This window comes from Niameybacter sp., assembly GCF_036655075.1.
In the GTDB taxonomy this organism is placed as follows: domain Bacteria; phylum Bacillota; class Clostridia; order Lachnospirales; family Cellulosilyticaceae; genus Holtiella.
This window is the reverse complement of the sequence record NZ_JAVVQU010000007.1, coordinates 57795-76861: the sequence shown is the minus strand read 5'-3', so window position 1 is coordinate 76861 and position 19067 is coordinate 57795. Positions and strand designations below refer to the sequence as shown.

16 protein-coding genes and 1 riboswitch are annotated in these 19067 nt (G+C 36.6%); of the genes, 12 read left to right on the top strand and 4 right to left on the bottom strand.

The genetic code is table 11. From position 1 onward, the window contains the following. Positions 1–933: 933 nt before the first annotated feature. Positions 934–2328 carry a sialate O-acetylesterase gene (locus RRY75_RS03675; protein ID WP_332493618.1) on the top strand — a complete coding sequence of 465 codons (1395 nt, stop codon included), beginning with the start codon at positions 934–936 and terminating at the stop codon, positions 2326–2328. A 12-nt stretch (positions 2329–2340) separates the two neighbouring features. After that, a complete protein-coding gene (locus tag RRY75_RS03670; RefSeq protein WP_332528770.1) occupies positions 2341–3960 on the top strand; it encodes a GDSL-type esterase/lipase family protein in 1620 nt (539 codons plus the stop codon). 113 nt (positions 3961–4073) lie between these two features. Here the strand turns inward: RRY75_RS03670 and RRY75_RS03665 are convergent, their stop codons facing one another. Next, positions 4074–5003, bottom strand: coding sequence for an SPFH domain-containing protein (locus RRY75_RS03665; RefSeq protein ID WP_332493622.1), 930 nt, complete (start codon positions 5001–5003; stop codon positions 4074–4076). Beyond that, positions 5000–6013, bottom strand: a complete 1014-nt coding sequence (gene hflK, locus RRY75_RS03660; protein WP_332493623.1) for an FtsH protease activity modulator HflK — start codon at positions 6011–6013, stop codon at positions 5000–5002. Before hflK ends, RRY75_RS03665 begins: the two co-directional genes overlap by 4 nt. Positions 6014–6280: 267 nt before the next feature. Here hflK and RRY75_RS03655 point away from each other — a divergent pair, with 267 nt between their 5' ends. The 4 genes from RRY75_RS03655 to RRY75_RS03640 all read left to right on the top strand — a co-directional run bounded on the left by RRY75_RS03655 (position 6281) and on the right by RRY75_RS03640 (position 11361). After that, entirely contained in the window at positions 6281–6487 is a 207-nt protein-coding gene (locus tag RRY75_RS03655) for a hypothetical protein (protein ID WP_332493624.1), read from the top strand. A gap of 199 nt (positions 6488–6686) precedes the next feature. Further along, positions 6687–6977, top strand: a complete 291-nt coding sequence (locus tag RRY75_RS03650; RefSeq protein WP_332493625.1) for a hypothetical protein — start codon at positions 6687–6689, stop codon at positions 6975–6977. A gap of 198 nt (positions 6978–7175) precedes the next feature. Next, entirely contained in the window at positions 7176–10127 is a 2952-nt protein-coding gene (locus tag RRY75_RS03645) for an acyl-CoA dehydratase activase-related protein (RefSeq protein WP_332527827.1), read from the top strand. Then, the gene (locus RRY75_RS03640) at positions 10120–11361 is read left to right on the top strand and encodes a hypothetical protein (RefSeq protein WP_332493629.1); all 1242 of its coding nucleotides are present in this window, start codon (positions 10120–10122) and stop codon (positions 11359–11361) included. The genes RRY75_RS03645 and RRY75_RS03640 overlap by 8 nt, the downstream gene beginning before the upstream one ends. Before the next feature lie 382 nt (positions 11362–11743). On the opposite strand, the gene RRY75_RS14200 is transcribed toward RRY75_RS03640, so the two are convergent. Continuing rightward, a complete protein-coding gene (locus RRY75_RS14200; RefSeq protein WP_334309872.1) occupies positions 11744–11956 on the bottom strand; it encodes a helix-turn-helix domain-containing protein in 213 nt (70 codons plus the stop codon). A 205-nt stretch (positions 11957–12161) separates the two neighbouring features. Here RRY75_RS14200 and RRY75_RS03635 point away from each other — a divergent pair, with 205 nt between their 5' ends. Next, the gene (locus RRY75_RS03635) at positions 12162–12848 is read left to right on the top strand and encodes a response regulator transcription factor (protein ID WP_332493631.1); all 687 of its coding nucleotides are present in this window, start codon (positions 12162–12164) and stop codon (positions 12846–12848) included. Then, positions 12845–14278, top strand: coding sequence for a sensor histidine kinase (locus RRY75_RS03630; protein ID WP_332493632.1), 1434 nt, complete (start codon positions 12845–12847; stop codon positions 14276–14278). Before RRY75_RS03635 ends, RRY75_RS03630 begins: the two co-directional genes overlap by 4 nt. Before the next feature lie 107 nt (positions 14279–14385). Here RRY75_RS03630 and RRY75_RS03625 read toward each other — a convergent pair whose 3' ends face one another. Then, positions 14386–14901 carry a folate family ECF transporter S component gene (locus tag RRY75_RS03625; protein ID WP_332493633.1) on the bottom strand — a complete coding sequence of 172 codons (516 nt, stop codon included), beginning with the start codon at positions 14899–14901 and terminating at the stop codon, positions 14386–14388. Positions 14902–14940: 39 nt separating this feature from the next. After that, a riboswitch (THF riboswitch) is annotated at positions 14941–15038 on the bottom strand. Positions 15039–15199: 161 nt separating this feature from the next. Here RRY75_RS03625 and RRY75_RS03620 point away from each other — a divergent pair. The 4 genes from RRY75_RS03620 (at position 15200) to RRY75_RS03605 (ending at position 18827) form a co-directional block, all read left to right on the top strand. Continuing rightward, on the top strand, positions 15200–15385 hold the full coding sequence (locus RRY75_RS03620) for a DUF4250 domain-containing protein (protein ID WP_332527825.1): 186 nt from the start codon (positions 15200–15202) through the stop codon (positions 15383–15385). An 18-nt stretch (positions 15386–15403) separates the two neighbouring features. Beyond that, positions 15404–16639, top strand: a complete 1236-nt coding sequence (locus RRY75_RS03615) for an aminopeptidase (RefSeq protein WP_332527824.1) — start codon at positions 15404–15406, stop codon at positions 16637–16639. A gap of 87 nt (positions 16640–16726) precedes the next feature. Next, positions 16727–17854, top strand: a complete 1128-nt coding sequence (locus tag RRY75_RS03610; RefSeq protein ID WP_332715696.1) for an SPFH domain-containing protein — start codon at positions 16727–16729, stop codon at positions 17852–17854. Positions 17855–17870: 16 nt separating this feature from the next. Further along, positions 17871–18827 carry a TIM44-like domain-containing protein gene (locus tag RRY75_RS03605; protein ID WP_332527822.1) on the top strand — a complete coding sequence of 319 codons (957 nt, stop codon included), beginning with the start codon at positions 17871–17873 and terminating at the stop codon, positions 18825–18827. The last annotated feature ends 240 nt before the right edge of the window (positions 18828–19067 follow it).

The window sequence follows — 19067 nt, the reverse complement described above, 5'->3', positions numbered from 1 at the left end:
AAACGCACAAAAACTAGCCCAAATCTGTCCCCTCTCATTTTAATGACAGACTTAAGCTAGTTTTTGTGTTTGTGGCAAAGCCTCACATGGAAAACTTAGATTTCATCCAGCTTCTTGTGAAATCAAGCCTCAAGGAGTAGGCAAAGGGCTTACCTTGCTACAGCATGTTGTAACGAGCAAACTGTTGGTAATAGAGGTCTTATTGACTTATTACTGCAAGTTTCTGCGTTCAAACAGGTGTACCCAAGGACTTGTCTTGCCCACTTGCTTGTAAGCTTTCTATCGTAGGTGAAGCATAGTGGATGAAAGATATGTAGTTGTGAGGATAGTGCCCCGAATCTACCATTTGCCACTTTTACTTATAAGTAGATCGGTTGCCCAAGTGTCAGTTTGTTCAAGTATTGGTTGAGAGGGAACCAAAGTTGTTTAACTTTCACTTAGTGATGTTGGTTTCAAGTTTACCTAGGAGCCACAGTGAAGCCAACACTTATATACTTATTATGAACTGAAAAGGGGGACAAGTCTAGTGAAAGATTCTAAAAATTTAAACTTCGTTAAAATCCATAAAATCCACATTATAAAATAAGGCACTTTGTGTTTGAAAACTCTAGAAATGCAGAAAGTGAATTTAACATTTTGTCTAAAAAATAGCTTAAGTGTTAAGTTAAAGTGGTGTATTTAAGTAATACTTTAAAATAGGAAGAAAAACAAATACTTAGGTATTTATAGACTGAATAAGGTAATCTATCATTGATTAGAAGTACTGATAGATTATGAGATAGATTTTTTCTTATATAGTTTCACAAAAATATATAAAATGTAAAAAAAATAGTAAAAACTATTTAGTTTTGTGTAAAGAAACGCTATAATTAATGTGAAATATATTCATTAATTTAATAAAAATATAATTTTGTAAGTATAGGAGAGAAAAGTATGAACATAGGGGCGTTAATTACCCGTGGACCACAAGATTGGCAGATTATACAACAGGTAGAAGGCGTAGCAGATATTAAGATTCAGGGAACGTATGAGACAACTGAAGAAATTGCATATGCAAGGGTATTTGGAAGAGTTGTATTTGAGGATAGTTATGAAAGTGTCATCCGTTGGCAAGAGGCTGTACATACCAAGGAGAAAGAATGGGAATTAACTTTTAAAGATGTTCCTAAAGGTGGCTTGTATCGTATCGAGACCTGCCTAAAAACTTATGAGGGACAAGCTGTTGAGTGGTCAAGCCGAGGTGATATGATTCACCACATTGGGGTAGGTGATGTGTATGTCATTGCAGGGCAGAGCAATTCAGCTGGATATGGAAAAGATGCTGTGTTAGATTCACCAGAACTGGGGATACATTTACTTAAAAATAGCGGTAAATGGGATTTAGCAACTCACCCATTTAATGAGTCTACACATGTTAAGTATACAGCAAATAGAGAAGGCGGTAATCCGGGGCATTCACCATGGCTTAGTTTTGCAAAGCATCTAAAAAAAGAATTAGGCTATCCTATTGGACTTGTACAAGCAGCACTAGGTGGTTCACCGCTTAGTGCATGGAATCCAGAAGAAGATGGCTATTTATATCGTAATATGTTGGAGATTATTCAAAATCATACTAAGGGAATAAGTGGTGTACTGTGGTATCAAGGTTGTACAGATGCAGACCAAGGGCAAGAGGAAGAGGCTTACTTAGAAAGATTTAAAGTGATGGTACATACACTAAGACAAGACGTGGGGCATCCCAATCTGCCTATTTTTACAGTACAATTGAATAAGGTTATTAATTATTTCACAGCGGATCAAGCTCAAATAGAACGAGCAGATGCAGCTTGGGCAGGTATAAGAGAGGCACAGAGAAAAGCAGCACATCAAATCGAACAGGTGTATATTATTCCTTCTATTGATCTACCTTTGTCAGATGCCATACATAATAATTCTTATGGGAACTTAGTTATAGGGGAACGTGTAGCAAGATGTGCATTAAGTCATGTGTATCATAGAAATCGCGTTTGTGATGCACCAGATATCCAAGAAGCACTAAGAATAGATGAACAAAATGTCAAGTTAAGTTTTAATCATGTGTATGAGCGATTGGACGTATTTGACGTATCAGTAGATGCATTAGGTTTCACGGTTACAGATGAGTTAGGGCAAGTTGAAATAGTAGGGTATGGTATAGATCAAAACAGTATTTTCTTGAAGTTAGGTAGAAATCTACAAGGTGTGGGAAAAGTAAGTTGCCGTGTAGGGCGTAGTTTAAAAGGCTATTTACCAAGAGATATTGAAGGACAATTACCTATTTTAGTTTTCCATAATATAGATATTAAGTGAGGAATATAGAAAATGAAAAAGATTTTATTTCTTGGAGATAGCATTACTTATTTAGCGCAGTATGTAAATGATATAGACACCTATTTAACTATGCATTTTGGGGATCAAAAACCAACTGTAATTAATTTAGGATTAAGTAGTGAGACATTATCAGGTCTTTCAGAAGCACATCATCCCTTTTTACGTCCTTGTGCCTTTCAAAGGTTAGAACGTACATTGGATCTTATTAAACCAGATTTAGTTTTTGCAAGCTATGGCATGAATGATGGCATTTATCATCCTTTCAGTGAAGAGCGATTTGCGGCTTACAAAGAAGGAGTCAAAAAGTTTGTAGAGTGTACAAAAGAAAAGGGGTGCGACGTAGTACTCTTAACACCACCACCATTTGATGAGCAAATGTTAGATCCAAGTCAGCTTCAAGGGTTAGATGGAGATGACTATGGCTTTATGAAACCGTATATTGGGTATAATGATGTCCTTAAAGTATACAGTGATTGGCTACTTGACTCAGAATACAAAGATCAAGTGGTAGATATCTATGGACCATTATTTGAGGCCATTCAAAAAAGACGTCGTGAACAACCTAGCTATAGAACGGGTGATGGTATACATCCAAATCATATGGGGAATTTTGTTTGTGCACAGGCTATATTAAAACAAGTTTTTCATATCACCCTTCAAGATGTGCCTGAGTATGTAGAAGATGAATCCAAATCAGAACTTTATCAACTTGTAGCAGCTAAAAATAGAATGATTAGTGACACGTTATTAGATTTTATTGGACATGGAAATGAGCTTTTAGTACTGAGTACAGTAGGCGTAGATTGCTTAGCAGAAGAAAGTGAAAAGTTAAATAAGCGTATTAAAGAAGCACTTGAGAGAGACAAGCTAAGTGAAAAGATAGAAGAAGGAAGCTTTAAAGGTCACAAAAGTTATCATTTTTATGCAGCAGGAAGATCTTGTATTGTCGTAGAGCCTAAAGAAGCCAAACAAGGAAGACCTTGGGTATGGCGTACAGAATTTTTTGATGCTTTTAGCTATGCGGATATGGCCTTGTTAGAAGAAGGATGGCATATTGCCTATTGTAACATGCAAGATATGTATGGAAGTGAGTTAGCCGTTCAAGCAATGCATGTATTTTATGAAGTAGTAAGAAGTAAATTTGAATTAGCTCAAAAGGCAGATGTTTTTGGATTTAGTAGAGGAGCACTTTATGCGCTAAACTATGCTAGTAGCTATCCAGAACATGTAGGAACTTTGTATTTAGACGCACCTGTTGTGGACCCATGTAGTTGGCCAGGTGGACTATACAAAGGAGAAGGTTCACCCGAAGACTGGAGAAAGTGCTTGAAGATCTACGGCATTGGAGAAGAAGATGCCGTAGAAGCCTTTGAAAGTCAAAGAGAAAAAATGATACAAACTTTGATAGAGAATAAGCTACCTTTAATTTTGGTTGCAGGTGATGCGGATAGCCTCGTACCTTATGATGAAAATGGTGCAATTCTAGTAGATGCTTACCAAGCCTTAGGTGGAACAATGAAGTTGATCTTAAAACCACATGTAGGCCATCATCCACATAGCTTAGAAGACCCGAAAGAAATTGTAGACTTTATAACCAAACAATCAGAGTAGAATATGAAAAAAGGAGCGCTAAAACTAGAAAATTAATTAGTTTTAGCGCTCCTTTTTACTATGGATAAGGCTATCTATGCATTTCACAGTAGTGCCTTATTTCTATCTAATGGCTAGCGGTAGCCATCTAAGTAATTTAAGAATTCATTATCTTTATCTAGAAAAATGGTTTGATCTTTTAAATCTTTGTAGGCATTCATACGTTGAATAAAACGGTAAAAATCAATATCTTTGGTAAGAGAAGTTTGGTAGATTTCTAGCGCTTGTCTTTCGGCTTCTGCGCGAATAATAGCACTTTCTTCTACAGCTTTTGCAATGATTTCTTTTTCTTTACGATTCGTTTCAGAAGAAGATTTGGTGTAGTAAGCATCGCCTTCTGCACGTAAGCGTTCGCTTTCCTTTTGAATTTCTTTACTCATTTTGTCCTCAATACTTGTAATGTTAGATTGTGGGAAGTTTTTGCGGTAGATCCCAATATCTGCGACTTCAATCCCGTATTGAACGACTAAAGTCTTATTAAGTTCTTGACGACGTTCTTCCATCATTTTGGACATAATCTCATCGTCAAAGAATTGATCAAAGGTAAGTTTGTTGGCAGATTGAATAACAACAGGGTAGACATTATCATCCATGAGCTGATTAAGCTTATTTAAGGAGCCCACTTTCATTTTATAGACAGCAGGGTTTTCAATACGGTATTGGGCATACATTTGAATATCTAATTTTCTACTATCACTGGTGTTGATAGTTTCAGGATTGGAAGTATAAGTTAAGTACTTGGCAATATATTTTTCTACCTTATCTATAAAAGGTAGTTTGAAGAGAAGGCCACGGTCAGTCACCATCTTCACGTTTTTTAAAGAGTCATAACTATTTAACCCACGGGAAACCACATCTTGTTTTTCGGTACGAATAACAGTAGCTTTGAGGGCACCAAATCGCTCAATGGTGGCAACTTCATCAGGTTCAACAATATAGAGACTGTTGGCTAAAGTAAGGAGTACCAAGACACCTACAAGGCCTAATATCCATTTAAATTTCATTGTGCATCACGCCCTTCGGTTGGAATGTTGTAGAATTTTAAGAAGTTACTATCTTGTGTCTGGTCAATAACCAGTTTGTTGTTTTGGAAGATGGATTGCATGGCTTCAAGATAGTATTTTTCCTTAACGATTTCAGGATTGATAATGTATTGGCTATAAAGGGCTTCAAATTCAGATACATCAGCATTAGCATTTGCAATCACTTCTGCGCGATAGCCTTTTGCATCTTCATAAAGTTTAGTAGCCTCAGCTTGAGCTGTTGGAATGACTGTATTGGCATATTTTTGAGCTTCTTCCTCACGGCCTTGTTTGTATTGATTGGATTCTTCAACCTTTTGTCTGGTTTCTTCAACAGCTGGAAGCAAGGAAACATTTTGAGTTGTTACTTGGACAATTTTAATGCCTGTGTTGTATTTATCTAGCTTCTTTTGATATTTGGGTAAGATGGCTTCATCGATTAACTCTTTGTTTTGAAGTGCCTCATTAATACTAAAACTTGGAAGGGTATTACGAATCACGTCTTCTAAAGCAAGTCGCATAGTGCCTTCAATGTCGTCTACTTCGTATAAATAGTTAATCGGGTCACTTACTTGATAACGCACAATCAAGTTTAAGAGAATAATGGAAGCATTATTACTTTTAGCCTCTACAATAACTTGCTCTTCAGAAGTTTCATCGGCATAAAGAGGATCGGCAAGTGTCGTACCAGGTTGCGCGGTACGGTAGCCGTACTCCATTTTATGTATGCTCTGTACATCTACCTTTTGGATTTTATCGATGAAAGGCATTTTAAAGTGAATACCGGCTTGTTCATTTACGCCTGTAATGGCGCCAAAACGGGTAATAACAGCCACTGTACCTGTTGAAAGACGGTAAATAGAGCCAAGGAATAGAATGGCGACTACAAAAGCAACACATACAATAGCTATAATGTGAGTAAGCAGTTTGAGAAAGTCTTTTTGAGGCTTAGGACTGGGGGCATCAATGATCATATCATCTTCAACTGACATAAAATCATCTCCTTTTAAAAGTATAATAATTTTAATTATAGGTTAAAATTGTAAAGTATTTATTAATGCGTGTAAATAATTTTAATGAAATATGAAAAAATAATTATTTTACTTTGTAATCTTAAGAAAATGTAAACTTTGAGTTAGAACTGGAAAATCAGATCTTTGTGTTACAGAAAGCAGAGGGCTATAGTGAAGTACGCATAAAAAAGCATAAAGTGGAACATAATAGTGATATCTAAAAATTCACTAAAAGGATTGATGACGATGACACTTGAAAATATGAAAAATAAAGCTAAACATGGTTTGAAAGATGCAGTAGAAGCAACTAAGCTCACAGCGGAAAATTTAAGCTACGAGGTTAAACATGAGCTCAACAAAGAACGTATTCAAAACAAAGTGGACAACGTTCAAGAAGCTTATCATGAAATCAAAGAAGAAGTGAAACACGATATTAAAGATATGTTTCACTAAACTGAATAAATAGTTTACCTTTGTAAAGACGAGCTATAAGACTAAGTAAATGTTTAGTTTTATAGCTCTTTTATTCATAAAAGTGAAAAATTTAGAAAATGGTCTTGAAATTATGGTGAGAACCTTATATAATAATTCTAGCATACAGTATACTGTATATTGTATACAAGATTAGTTTATAAAAGGCAGGTAATAGAAAATGAAATCCGTACAACATGTTACAAGTAGAGATGACTTTGCTACATTTTTAACTGATAATAGAGAAAAAGTAGCCTATAACGAACAAATTTTTTCAAAAGAAAAAAGAGGCAAGTTGCTTAAAATTAAAGCAGATAATGAACTTGTGTATGAAGTGCATCCAGAGAAAAAAGTTCTTGTTGTGCGTAAAGCACTTTATATGACATTCCATAGAGATGCTTATTGGGATGTAGCCAAAATGGCAGAGTTAGATGAAATCGTAGCAGATAGCAATACTTTAATTCGTATATAAAACATATAGCAATACATATACCTTAACCCACTTTCTTAATGAGAAGGTGGTTTTTTGTTTGTAATACGTGTGAATAGAGTCTTTTTTACGTTTAAAGAGACACAATAGAGAGTCGAATAAAGTATTTAGATAAATATAGAAAAAATCAAAATATTGTAATAGAATAGAAAGGTAAGTTAGAAGAGGGGAGAGAACAACATGACTTATAGGATGGGGATCGATGCGGGTTCTACCACATTAAAAGTTGTGGTTTTAGATGATAAAGAAAATATTATCTATTCCAGCTATGAAAGACATTACTCCAAAATTCTTAGCAAATTATTAGAAGAAATAAAAAAGATAAAGCTGTTCCTTGAAGATCAACCAGTTCAAGTTGCTATAACTGGTTCAGCAGGCTATGGGATTGCAAAAAAAACAGGTATACACTTTGTACAAGAAGTTTTTGCCACAGCCTACCTTGTAAAGGAAGAGGCGCTTGAAGTAGATACAGTCATTGAACTTGGAGGAGAAGATGCCAAAATAATCTTTTTAACAGGTGGGCTAGAAGAACGTATGAACTCTACCTGTGCAGGAGGAACAGGGGCTTTTATCGACCAGATGGCATCACTTATGAATGTAGATACAATGACTCTAGACCAGCTGAGTTTGCAGCATGAGTCTCTTTATCCGATTGCATCGAGGTGCGGTGTGTTTGCAAAGTCAGATATTCAACCTCTTTTAAATCAGGGAGCATCTAAAGCAGATATAAGTGCAAGTATTTTTCAAGCAGTTGTAGACCAGACCATTATAGGCCTTGCTCAAGGGCGAAAAATACAAGGAAAGGTTATGTTTTTAGGTGGACCGTTGTATTTTTATGAGGGACTTAAAAAGTGTTTCAAAGAGACATTGAACCTAACAGATGAACAGGCCATATTCCCTACAAATAGTCAACTTTTTGTAGCCACTGGATGTGCAAAGTTTAGTCAAAATACGCAAGGAGCCTATACCCTTGAGGTGCTTGCCCAAAAATTGATTAAAGATGAAAGTAGTGAGAAAAAAGTGGGTCGCCTCAAACCATTATTTCAAACCCCAGAAGACTATAAACTGTTCAAGATACGACATGGGCAAAATGAAGTGAAAAAAGTAGATATTAGAACATATGAAGGAGAGGCTTACTTAGGAATAGATGCAGGGAGTACAACAACTAAAATGGTGCTCATCGGAACACAGGAGGAGATTTTATTTGAGTTTTATGCATCTAATCAAGGCAATCCTGTGGAGCTTATTAAAGCACAATTGTTGGAGGTTTACGAAGCTTGTGGTGAACGTATACAAATTGTAGCAAGTGGTGTCACAGGATATGGAGAGGAACTGATTAAAAATGCCTTTAAGTTAGATTTTGGTATTGTAGAGACAATGGCCCATTTTACGGCAGCCCACTATTTTGACCCGGAGGTAACCTTTATCCTCGATATTGGGGGACAGGATATTAAGTGTTTTAAGGTATCAAGTGGACGTATTCAAAGTATTATGCTAAATGAGGCGTGTTCTTCCGGATGTGGTTCATTTATTGAAACCTTTGCGCTGCAATTAGGATATGATGTTAAAACTTTTGCACAGATGGCTTTGTTTGCCAAGAATCCTGTGGACCTAGGGTCACGATGTACTGTGTTTATGAACTCCTCGGTTAAAGAAGCGCAAAAGGAGGGAGCAACTATAGAGGATGTCTCAGCGGGGCTTGCTATAAGTGTAGTAAAAAATGCGCTTTATAAAGTCATTCGAACGAATAATGTGGAAGAATTAGGGGACCACATTGTGGTGCAAGGTGGGACGCTGCTCAACGATGGGATTTTAAGAAGTTTAGAAATAGAGCTTGAAAAGGAAACAATACGACCAAACATTGCGGGACTTATGGGTGCTTTTGGGGTAGCCTTGTATGCAAAAGAAAATAGAGCAGTATGCAGTAGCTTACTGAGTTATGAAAAACTTATTCACTTTAGGCATATGTCCAAGATGACACGTTGTAAGCTATGTACCAATCATTGCAATTTAATTATTAACTACTTTAATGATAAAGAAAAATACATATCAGGTAACAGATGTGAGCGCCCAATGGGGACGATACAAGAGAAGCTACCTAACTTATATGCATTTAAATATGAGAAGCTACGTCAGATGAATGTGACACATGGCACGCGTAAAGAAACAATAGGACTACCACTTGTTTTAAACTTTTATGAACTACTACCTTTTTGGAGTAAGTTTTTTGAGGTTTTAGGATTTAATGTAGTACTCTCTACGCCATCTAATAAAAAGCTGTATCGTATGGGAGAATATTCTATTCCTTCGGATACGATATGCTATCCAGCCAAGTTAGCCCATGGACATATTGAAAGTTTATTTTCACAAAAGGTAGATGCCATTTTTTATCCTTGTATGAGTTATAACCTCAATGAAGGTATTTCTGACAACTGCTTTAACTGCCCAATTGTAGCTTATTATCCCGAGGTGCTAGTGGCCAATGTAGAAGGTCTTAAGACTACTGCGCTAATCAATCCTTATGTAGATTTGAACTATCCTAAAGTTTTGGCAAAAACCTTGTATAAGACACTTGAAAAGTATTTCTCAGATATTTCTTATAAAGAACTAAAGGGAGCAGTAGACCAGGCCTATGTGGCACAAGCTATGTATAAAGAGGCTGTATTGGCAGAGGGCAAAAGAGCTATAGATTATGCAAGAACACATCACAAGCGTATTGTAGCACTGCTTGGAAGACCTTATCATATTGACCCTGAAATCAACCATGGGATAGATAGCTTACTTAACAATCTAGGTGCTGTAGTTTTAAGCGAGGATGCTCTTTATAGCACAACGTATAAGCCACAGGTCGAAGTGCTTAATCAGTGGACCTATCAAGCAAGGCTATATAGTGCCACCTATGAATCGCTTAAGCAAGCAGATATGGATGTGATTCAGTTAGTTTCCTTTGGATGTGGGACAGATGCTATTACCTCCGATGAAGTAGCTCAAATTCTAGCTACAAAAGATAGGTTGTATACACAGCTTAAGATTGATGAAACGAGTAATCTAGGTGCTGCTAAGATTAGGATACGAAGTATGTTTGCCAAATCTCTTGCAGAGCCTAAACAGGAGGGGACTACACATGCCTAAACTTTTTACAAAGGCTATGAAAAAGGACTATACCATTATTGCACCTACTATGTTACCTATTCATTTTGGGATGATTAAAAAAGTATTAGCAAGCTACGGGTACCACCTAGAGTTTTATGAAGGAGATACTGGGGCTATGATTCATGAAGGTTTAAAAAATGTACACAACGATTTGTGTTACCCAGCTATTTTAGTGATTGGACAACTGATGGCAGCACTTAAAAGTGGCAAATATGATCCACATAAGACGGCACTTATGATTACACAAACAGGAGGTGGATGTAGGGCTTCTAACTACATTCATCTCCTGCGTAAGGCGCTTAAAAAGAGTGGCTATGAAGATGTGCCAGTCATCTCGGTCAACATGAGTAGACTAGAAAGACATCCAGGCTTTAAGCTAACGCCCGTTCTCGTAGGAAAATGTGTGCTAGCTATGTGGTATGGCGATTTGATTATGTGGATAAGCAATCAGTGCAAACCTTATGAAACGGTAAAAGGGACGACCCAAGCTGTAATAGATCGTTGGGTAAATGAATTAGCAGAGCTATCTGGTACGCCTAAGTTTTTAAAAACAACCCAAGTAGCCCGTCAAATTCTGAAGGAGTTTGATGCAATCCCTAAAAAGATGGTTCAGCGTGTAAAGGTAGGGATTGTGGGTGAGATCTATGTGAAATATGCGCCTATGGGGAATAATCATCTAGAAGACTTCTTGATACAAGAAGATGCAGAAGTAGTTATGGCAGGTCTTAGCGATTTTATGATGTATAGCTTTTCTAACAAAAAAATAGATCATGACTTATACGGACATAAAGGGTTTAGCATAATAGCGACACAAATAGGTTATAAGTTTTTGCACCATATGCAAAAGAAAATGATTCACTGCATAGAAAGGTATAGTCCTTTCCGCCCACCTACAGACTTTGAAAAGGTGAAGGAGATGGCTAGTAGCTTTATGGGAATAGGTATTAAGATGGGAGAAGGGTGGTTACTTACAGCTGAAATGCTAGAGCTTATTGAAAGTGGTGTAGAGAATGTGATTTGTGCCCAACCTTTTGGGTGTTTGCCTAACCATATTGTGGGTAAAGGAATGATGCGTAAGTTGAAAGAGACTTATCCAGAGTCAAACATTGTTGCCATAGATTATGACCCCTCTAGTGCAAAAGTGAACCAAGAAAACCGTATTAAACTCATGTTAGCCAATGGGCTAGAAAATATTCATTTAAAAAATGCCTAGATATGGTACACATAAGAAACAAAAAACATTCATAATGACAGTTTTTAAACTATAGTTTTAAAATCGTCATTAAGGATAAGCATATGTTATAAGAGACGAGGGGATGAGAAGCGTTATCTTTAAACAAATTGACGAGAAAAATAAATTTAAATAGCAAAATCACCAAAAATATCAAGATAATAACTAAATGTTAGGGCACACTTTATTGCGCGATGTTGATATAATAATCTTGTAACTTCCCCCAGATGTTACAGCAAATAAAGTATTATTTGCTACCCCTAAAATAGAATACCTTCTCTCAAAGGAAAAGACCCGTTGTCTTTTCCTTTTTTCATGTCTTAAAGTATGAAAGGGTTGCTAGCCGATAGACTAGCAACCCTTTTTAACATTTTGATTTATGTAAGGAAGAGATATCATCTCGCCAATATAATCGTACGCGATTAATCGTTTTTACAGGAGTAATTTTACCCTTACTGACGAGTTCATCTAAATATTGTCTAGAGCAGTTAAGCAATTCCGTTGCTTCAGCTGTTGTAATAATTTCGGATTGAATGAAGGTAATTAAATGTTCTTTGCTATTAAAATTGAATTCCATATGTGATATACCCCTCTCTGTAAAAAACAAATCCATATAGAGATAAACTCTTTGATACTATTTTAAATGATAATAGTCATTTTGGCAATTATTTATAAAAGATATAAAAATAATGTAATATAACTGTAATTAAGCCTTTCAATCTTTCTTCACATAAAGTGGGTATAATACATATTAAAAGAGAGAATTATTAGGAGGCCGCCCTATGAATATTTTAATTATAGAAGATGAAGTACGTGTAGCAGATATTATGACAAAGTACTTAGAAAAAGAAAATTATAAAGTTTTTTGTGCTTATACAGGCAAAGAAGGACTAAATTTATTTTATAAACATAAAATAGATGTGGTGCTTTTAGATTTAATGCTACCAGATATACAAGGTGAGGAAATCTGTAAGGAAATGCGTAGTGTATCCAATGCTTATATCTTTATGATTACGGCTAAAGGCACACTAGATAACAAAGTAGAAGGTTTCCAAATAGGTGCCGATGAGTATTTGGTGAAGCCTGTAAGTCCGCGGGAGCTTGTAGCTCGTGTGAAAGCCCTAGAAGTACGCAAAGAAAGAGAAGAAAATAAAGATACGTTGGTCTTTGATAAAGGGCATCTTAAAATCTACTTACAAGAGCGCATGGTGAAAGTAAATAATGAGATTATAGGGCTGACACCGAATGAGTTTGATTTGTTGTATGAACTAGCTGCAGCACCTGGGCGTGTCTTTACGCGTGAGCAACTTATAGAAGCTGTCATGGGCATTGATTTTGATGGATTTGACCGTACAATTGATGTGCACATTAAAAATTTACGTAAAAAAGTAGAAGAAGACACTAAAAATCCAAAATATATAAAAACCGTTACAGGTATAGGGTATAAATTTGAGGGGATGCTTGTATGATTTCTATGCGTAAGCAACTGTTTGCGCTGTTACTTTGTGTAGGGACTTTTACGATCCTCTTAACAGCTTTTTTTGTAAATATTACAATTGATAGAGAATTTAAAGTTTATATTAAGGATAATATTGAAAAAACCAGTGAGATTATTGTCAGGCAACTTCAAGAAATTTATGAACAAGAAGGAAGTTGGGAAAATACTATAGAAGAAGAGTTTTTGATTACGACTCAAAGTGGTAAATTTTCTTTATCTATACTAGATACAGATAAGACACTTATTTGGGGAAAGACAAAAGAGCAGTTGGCGGAAGAAGTAGAAGGGCTTCAAAGTCCATCTTATTTGGCAAGATTCTTGCCGGATAAAGAAAAGGTGTATACTTTTCAAGACATTCCCATCCATGCTAAAAGTTATGGTTTAGTAGGGTATGCCCGTATTGGCTATTTTCCTTCAAGTATTTTATCCACCTCAGATATCGTCTTCCAAAGCTGCATCAATCGAAGCATTATATGGAGTGGGTTGATTGCCCTACTCTGCTTTGCATCTATTGGTGCTTATATTACAGGGGTATTTACAAAGCCCATTTATGCAATAGCTAGGACATCTGTGGACTTGGCAGAAGGCAAATACCGCACCCGATATACCAAAAAAAGTGAAATTAAAGAAATTGAAAATCTACGGCATAGTATGAACTACTTAGCTCAAAAGTTAGATGAGCAAGATTCCTTAAGACGTAAGCTGATTTCAGATTTATCTCATGAGATTCGTACGCCTTTGCATATTTTACAAAGTAACTTAGAGGCTATGATCGATGGGATTTATCCAATTGATGAAGACCAAATGCAAGTGCTTTATCAAGAGGTTGTCCGTTTTGGAAGTATGTTGAATAATCTAGATAAGCTTAAAAATGTTGAGGATTGTACAACGGATTTGCATAGGCAAGAGCTCTATATGAATAGTTGTATTAAAGAAGTGTACAATGTCTTTAAAATAGTAGCGCGTGAAAGACAAATTCATTTTAAAATTGATCTGAAAGAAACAGACCGTGTCACCATTTTTGCAGATTACAATGCCTTAAAGCAAATTTTAATGAATCTTTTTTCCAATGCATTTAAATTTACAGAGTCAGGGAGTATTGTAGTGACGACCCATATAGAGGGTAAGATGGTATGCATGTCCATTGAGGATACAGGAATTGGCGTGACTACAGAGGATATGCCCTACATCTTTGAAAGGATGTACCGGGGAGATAAGAGCCGCGAAAAATACGAAGGAAGTGGCATTGGTTTAACTATGGTGAAAAAGCTTGTGACGCTACATGAAGGTAAGGTAGAAGTAGAAAGTGAAGAAAATAAAGGGACTAGATTCACGATTAAACTGCCTCTTATGCACTATACAAAGTCTAAAACGCTTAAATCACTTTCACTTAAAGCCTAACTTATATGACATGAAAGGGGATGTTGCATTACTAGCAGCATCCCCTTTAGTTCACTATAAACAATTGACTAAGCATATGTTTATGATTTATTTATTTGTATATATTTTTAACGCTCAGCATATTTAAGAAATGCAGGTGAAATGTACTTATAAGTAAGTAAAATCATTACACTTTCTATAGGAAGCATAGCCAGAGACTTCACGATTTTAGTACTAATAAGGACAATAAATGCTTTATCATAAAGCATAGATACCCATATGGAATTCATAAACAGCTGAACGATGAGAATAACGAGTAAGTTGCTCACGACAATTCTTGTAATAGACAGCTTATGACCATATAACATCTTTCCATAGATGTAGCCTGTAACGATACTGCTTAGTGTAAAACCAGGGAAATAAGCACCTCCCGCAGGAAAGAGGATGGCACCAATAAAGTCGGCAACACCTGCCCCAACGGCAGCAGATACAGGTCCAAATAAAATCCCCATAATGACAATTGGAATAAATCCAAAAGTAATACGAAGGGATGGTCCGAGATAGATGGCACCAAATCGTACTAAGACGATATTGAGTGCAACGAGGAGTGCAAGAAGCACTAGTTTAGTTGTTTTGTTTTGCATATTTAAAGCACCTCCAATGAATTTAGAAAGCGCTGACTTGGCAGCGGAATGCGACGTAAGTACCGCAAGCAAAAGCTTTTCGTCTAGTGGCAACTTCCCGTCCAACTAGCACTTAACGCACTTACATCTACTCTGCCAACTGTCTATAGTGATAGTAGTATTATATCAGATAATTATGCAGATACAACCCAATACTGTGTATAAAGTATAGGTTTGGTTGACACTCTAAAATGAAGGGGATATAATGGCTTTAATTATAAGAAAATGACCTAAATTGACAAAAGAGAGGGAAAAAGTTATGGAAAGTTTAAACAGAAAAGACCCATATATGATGCTTAGTATTGTGAATATGAAATTACGCGATGAATATAACTCCTTAGAAGAACTTTGTAAAAGCTATGATATGGATATGGAAGAGTTACTTGGAAGAATGGATGTCATTGGCTATAGCTATCAAACATCAACTAATCAATTTGTTTCATAAGAAGAGAGGATGAAAAGCATGAGAACAAAAGAAAATAATATTGAAGAATATGCAAAACTCATTGTAGAAGTAGGGGTTAATATTCAACAAGACCAATATCTTATGATTACAGCACCTATTCAAACCGCTTACTTTGCAAGGGCGCTTACTCAATGTGCTTACGCAGTAGGTGCTAAGAAGGTCTATGTAGACTATGTAGATGAAGAATTAAATAAAGTGAACTATATGTATGCACCAGATGCAGCCTTTTTAGAATATCCTGAATGGGTAGCAGAGGGCAAACGTAGATTAGCAGAGAAGAACTGCGCTTTTATTAGTATCTCAGCCTCTAATCCAGACTTGTTAAAAGAGATAGATCCGACCCGTATTGCAACAATGCAAAAGACAGCCAGCATGGCACTCGAACCTTTTAGACGTTATAGTCAAAATGGAGATATTGCATGGTGCGTGGCTTCTATCCCAACTGTAGAATGGGCACATAAAGTGTTCCCACAAGCTACAAGTGACCAAGATGCTGTAGACAAACTTTGGGATAAAATCTTTATTGCTACACGTATTTATGAAGAAAGTCCAGTAGAAGCTTGGAAAGCACATACCAAGATGCTAGAAGAAAAGACTAAGTTCTTAACCTCTAAAAAGTTTACCAAACTTCATTATAGAGCACCAGGTACAGACTTGTATGTAGAGCTTCCCAAAGGACATATTTGGCAAGGTGGTGGGAGTGCGAATAAAGTAGGTACTTACTATGTAGCCAATATGCCAACAGAAGAAATCTTCACTATGCCATACAAATACGGTGTAGAGGGAACTCTGGCCTCTACAAAACCTTTAAGCTATGGAGGGAACCTTGTTGATAACTTTGTGCTCCATTTTGAAAAAGGACGCATTGTAGACTTTAGTGCTGATCAGGGTTACGAAACACTTAAAGGACTTATTGAAACGGATGAAGGCTCTCATTACTTAGGTGAAGTGGCCATCGTACCTGATGACTCTCCAGTATCTAATACAGATATCATTTTCTTTAATACTTTATTTGATGAAAATGCCTCTTGTCACTTTGCCATTGGAAGTGCTTACCCAGATACTTTAGAGGGGGGAACAAAGATGAGTAAAGAGGAACTAGAAGCAGCAGGTGCAAATACTTCATTAACGCATGTAGATTTTATGGTAGGTGGCAAAAACTTAACGATTGAAGGTGTAACAGAATCAGGAGAACACTTAACTATTCTTAAAGAGGGCAATTGGGCTATTTAATTTTAATAAAAGTATAGACATAGACAATAGAAAAATAAACTTCTATATGATACCATAGAAGTATTAATCGTTGAGGGAGTGAAAAAAATGGGTTTCTTTAAAAAACAACTTTTGGATATTATTCAGTGGCTAGATAATAGTCAAGATACATTAGTGTATATGTATCCTATGGAAGACCAGGAAATTCAATATGGCGCACAACTCGTTGTAAGACCTGGACAAATGGCTGTCTTTGTGGACCAAGGCCAAATTGCAGACGTGTTTGGGCCTGGAACTTATAAGTTAGAAACAGAGAATTTACCTTTCTTAGGGGATTTAAAGGGATGGGCCTATGGATTTAAGTCACCTTTTAAATCTGATGTATTCTTTGTAAGTACAAAAGAAATGTTAAATAATAAATGGGGGACACCAGGTCCAATTTGGATTCCTGACCCTCAATTTGGACAAGTGCAAATACGTGCATTTGGAACCTATACCTTTAGTATTAATGATCCGAAACAATTTATTGAAATGGTATCAAGTACGAATAAGACTTATACAAAAGACGCCATTAATACTCAACTTAAGGACTACATTATCAATCACTTTAGTGATGCTATAGGAAGTTTGAATGTGACAGTAGCACACATTGCTTCTCAATACAATGAAATCAGTAAGCAGATGATTCAAGACGTGGGGGAAGCCTTTAGAATGTTTGGGCTGCAACTTAATACGTTTACGGTCAACAACATTTCACTTCCAGAAGAACTTCAAAAGTCATTGCAAGAACTTACAGATATGAATATTCGTGGGAGTGTAGATACAGACCGCCTTACACGTATTCAATCTATTAGGCAAATGGATATTATGGAAAAGTCAGCCGAGAACAAAGGCTTAAATGGCATGATGCAAAGTGGTATGGGCTTAACTATGGGTATGCAAATGGGGCAAGCCTTTAACCAAAATATGCAAAACATGCAGAATATGCAAAATACAAGTGCAGCCTATAACCCAACGCAACCTACTCAACAAAGTGAGGAAATACCAGTAGCATCAATAAGTACTGGGGTAAAATGTACCAACTGTGGACAAATCTTAAGTGAGACAGCTAAGTTCTGTAACGAGTGTGGCACAAAGGTAGAGGTAGCTATTCCAAAGAAAAGATTTTGTCCAGAATGTGGTGTGCCAGCTGTTGAAGGGGCCAAGTTCTGTAACGAATGTGGAACTAAACTATAATATTGGGGGATTAAAAATGAAAAATTGGATGCTTAGGCACCAAAGTAGATTAATGCAAGTCGCTAAATTAGGTGCCTTTGTAGGGGGATGCGTACTGCTCACTGCTCCTTGCTTTGCAGATGTGGGGAACAATGTAGACTATAGTTCAGGCTCTAGTGGGAGTAGCGGAAGTAGTAGCGGAAGTAGTAGCGCCTCAAGTTATAGCATTGACCCTTATACGATGATGTTACTTATGAGATGGATTATGAGGGAACCTTGGATTCTTATTCCTATTGTACTGGTCCTTTTCTTCTTCTATAGGAGTAATCAGAACCGTGGGGGGAATAGAGGAAATACCCAAAGTACTTCCTATGGGAGAGAAGGGGCTAGGGACTTTAGAAGTTATGAAGCTATGCCACAAGCTCATAAGGGAAGTCTTAATCAACTCATGGAAGCAGACCCTCACTTTAGTGAGCAAATGCTAGTGAGTAAAGTAAACAATATGTTCATGCGCCTACAACTTGCTTGGATGAATAAAAAGTGGGAAGAAGCGAGACCTTTTGAAACAGATGCCCTTTTTAATACGCATAAAATGCAGCTCGATCAATTTATTCAAACCAAACGTACAAATCGCATAGAAGATATTACAATTTTAAATACAGACATTTTAAAGTATTATACAAGTGGGGATTATGAATATTTGGATGTGGCGATTAAATCACGCTTTGTGGACTATGTAGTCAATGATGAAAATGGTCAGGTCCTTAAAGGTGATCAGTTTAGAGCGGTGCATATGCAATACATTTGGAAGCTTGTAAGAAAACAAGGGGTACCGACTAACGATGCGCATGTAGAGGCTACAGCCTGTCCAAACTGTGGTGCTAACTTATCAATTAACCAGGCAGGTCGCTGTGAATACTGTGATAGTATTGTAACTAAAGGGGACTTTGACTGGGTGCTTTCAGAAATAGAAGTCATTTCACAACATAAATAGAAGATGAAAGTGTACAGCATAGGAAGACCCTGGCTGTACACTTTTTATATATTCATAACATGGGTACAGATGTCCTTTGGGATAAGGGGTGTGTTGAACCTTTATATCATGTAAAGCATGAGGTGCATGAGTGTGAGGTGTCTAGAGTAGACGAAGTAAAGAAAAGATTATAAAATAAAGGTACATCAAGCAATAGAGATATAAAAAGTAAAGAGATATAAAAAGTAAAGAGATATAAAA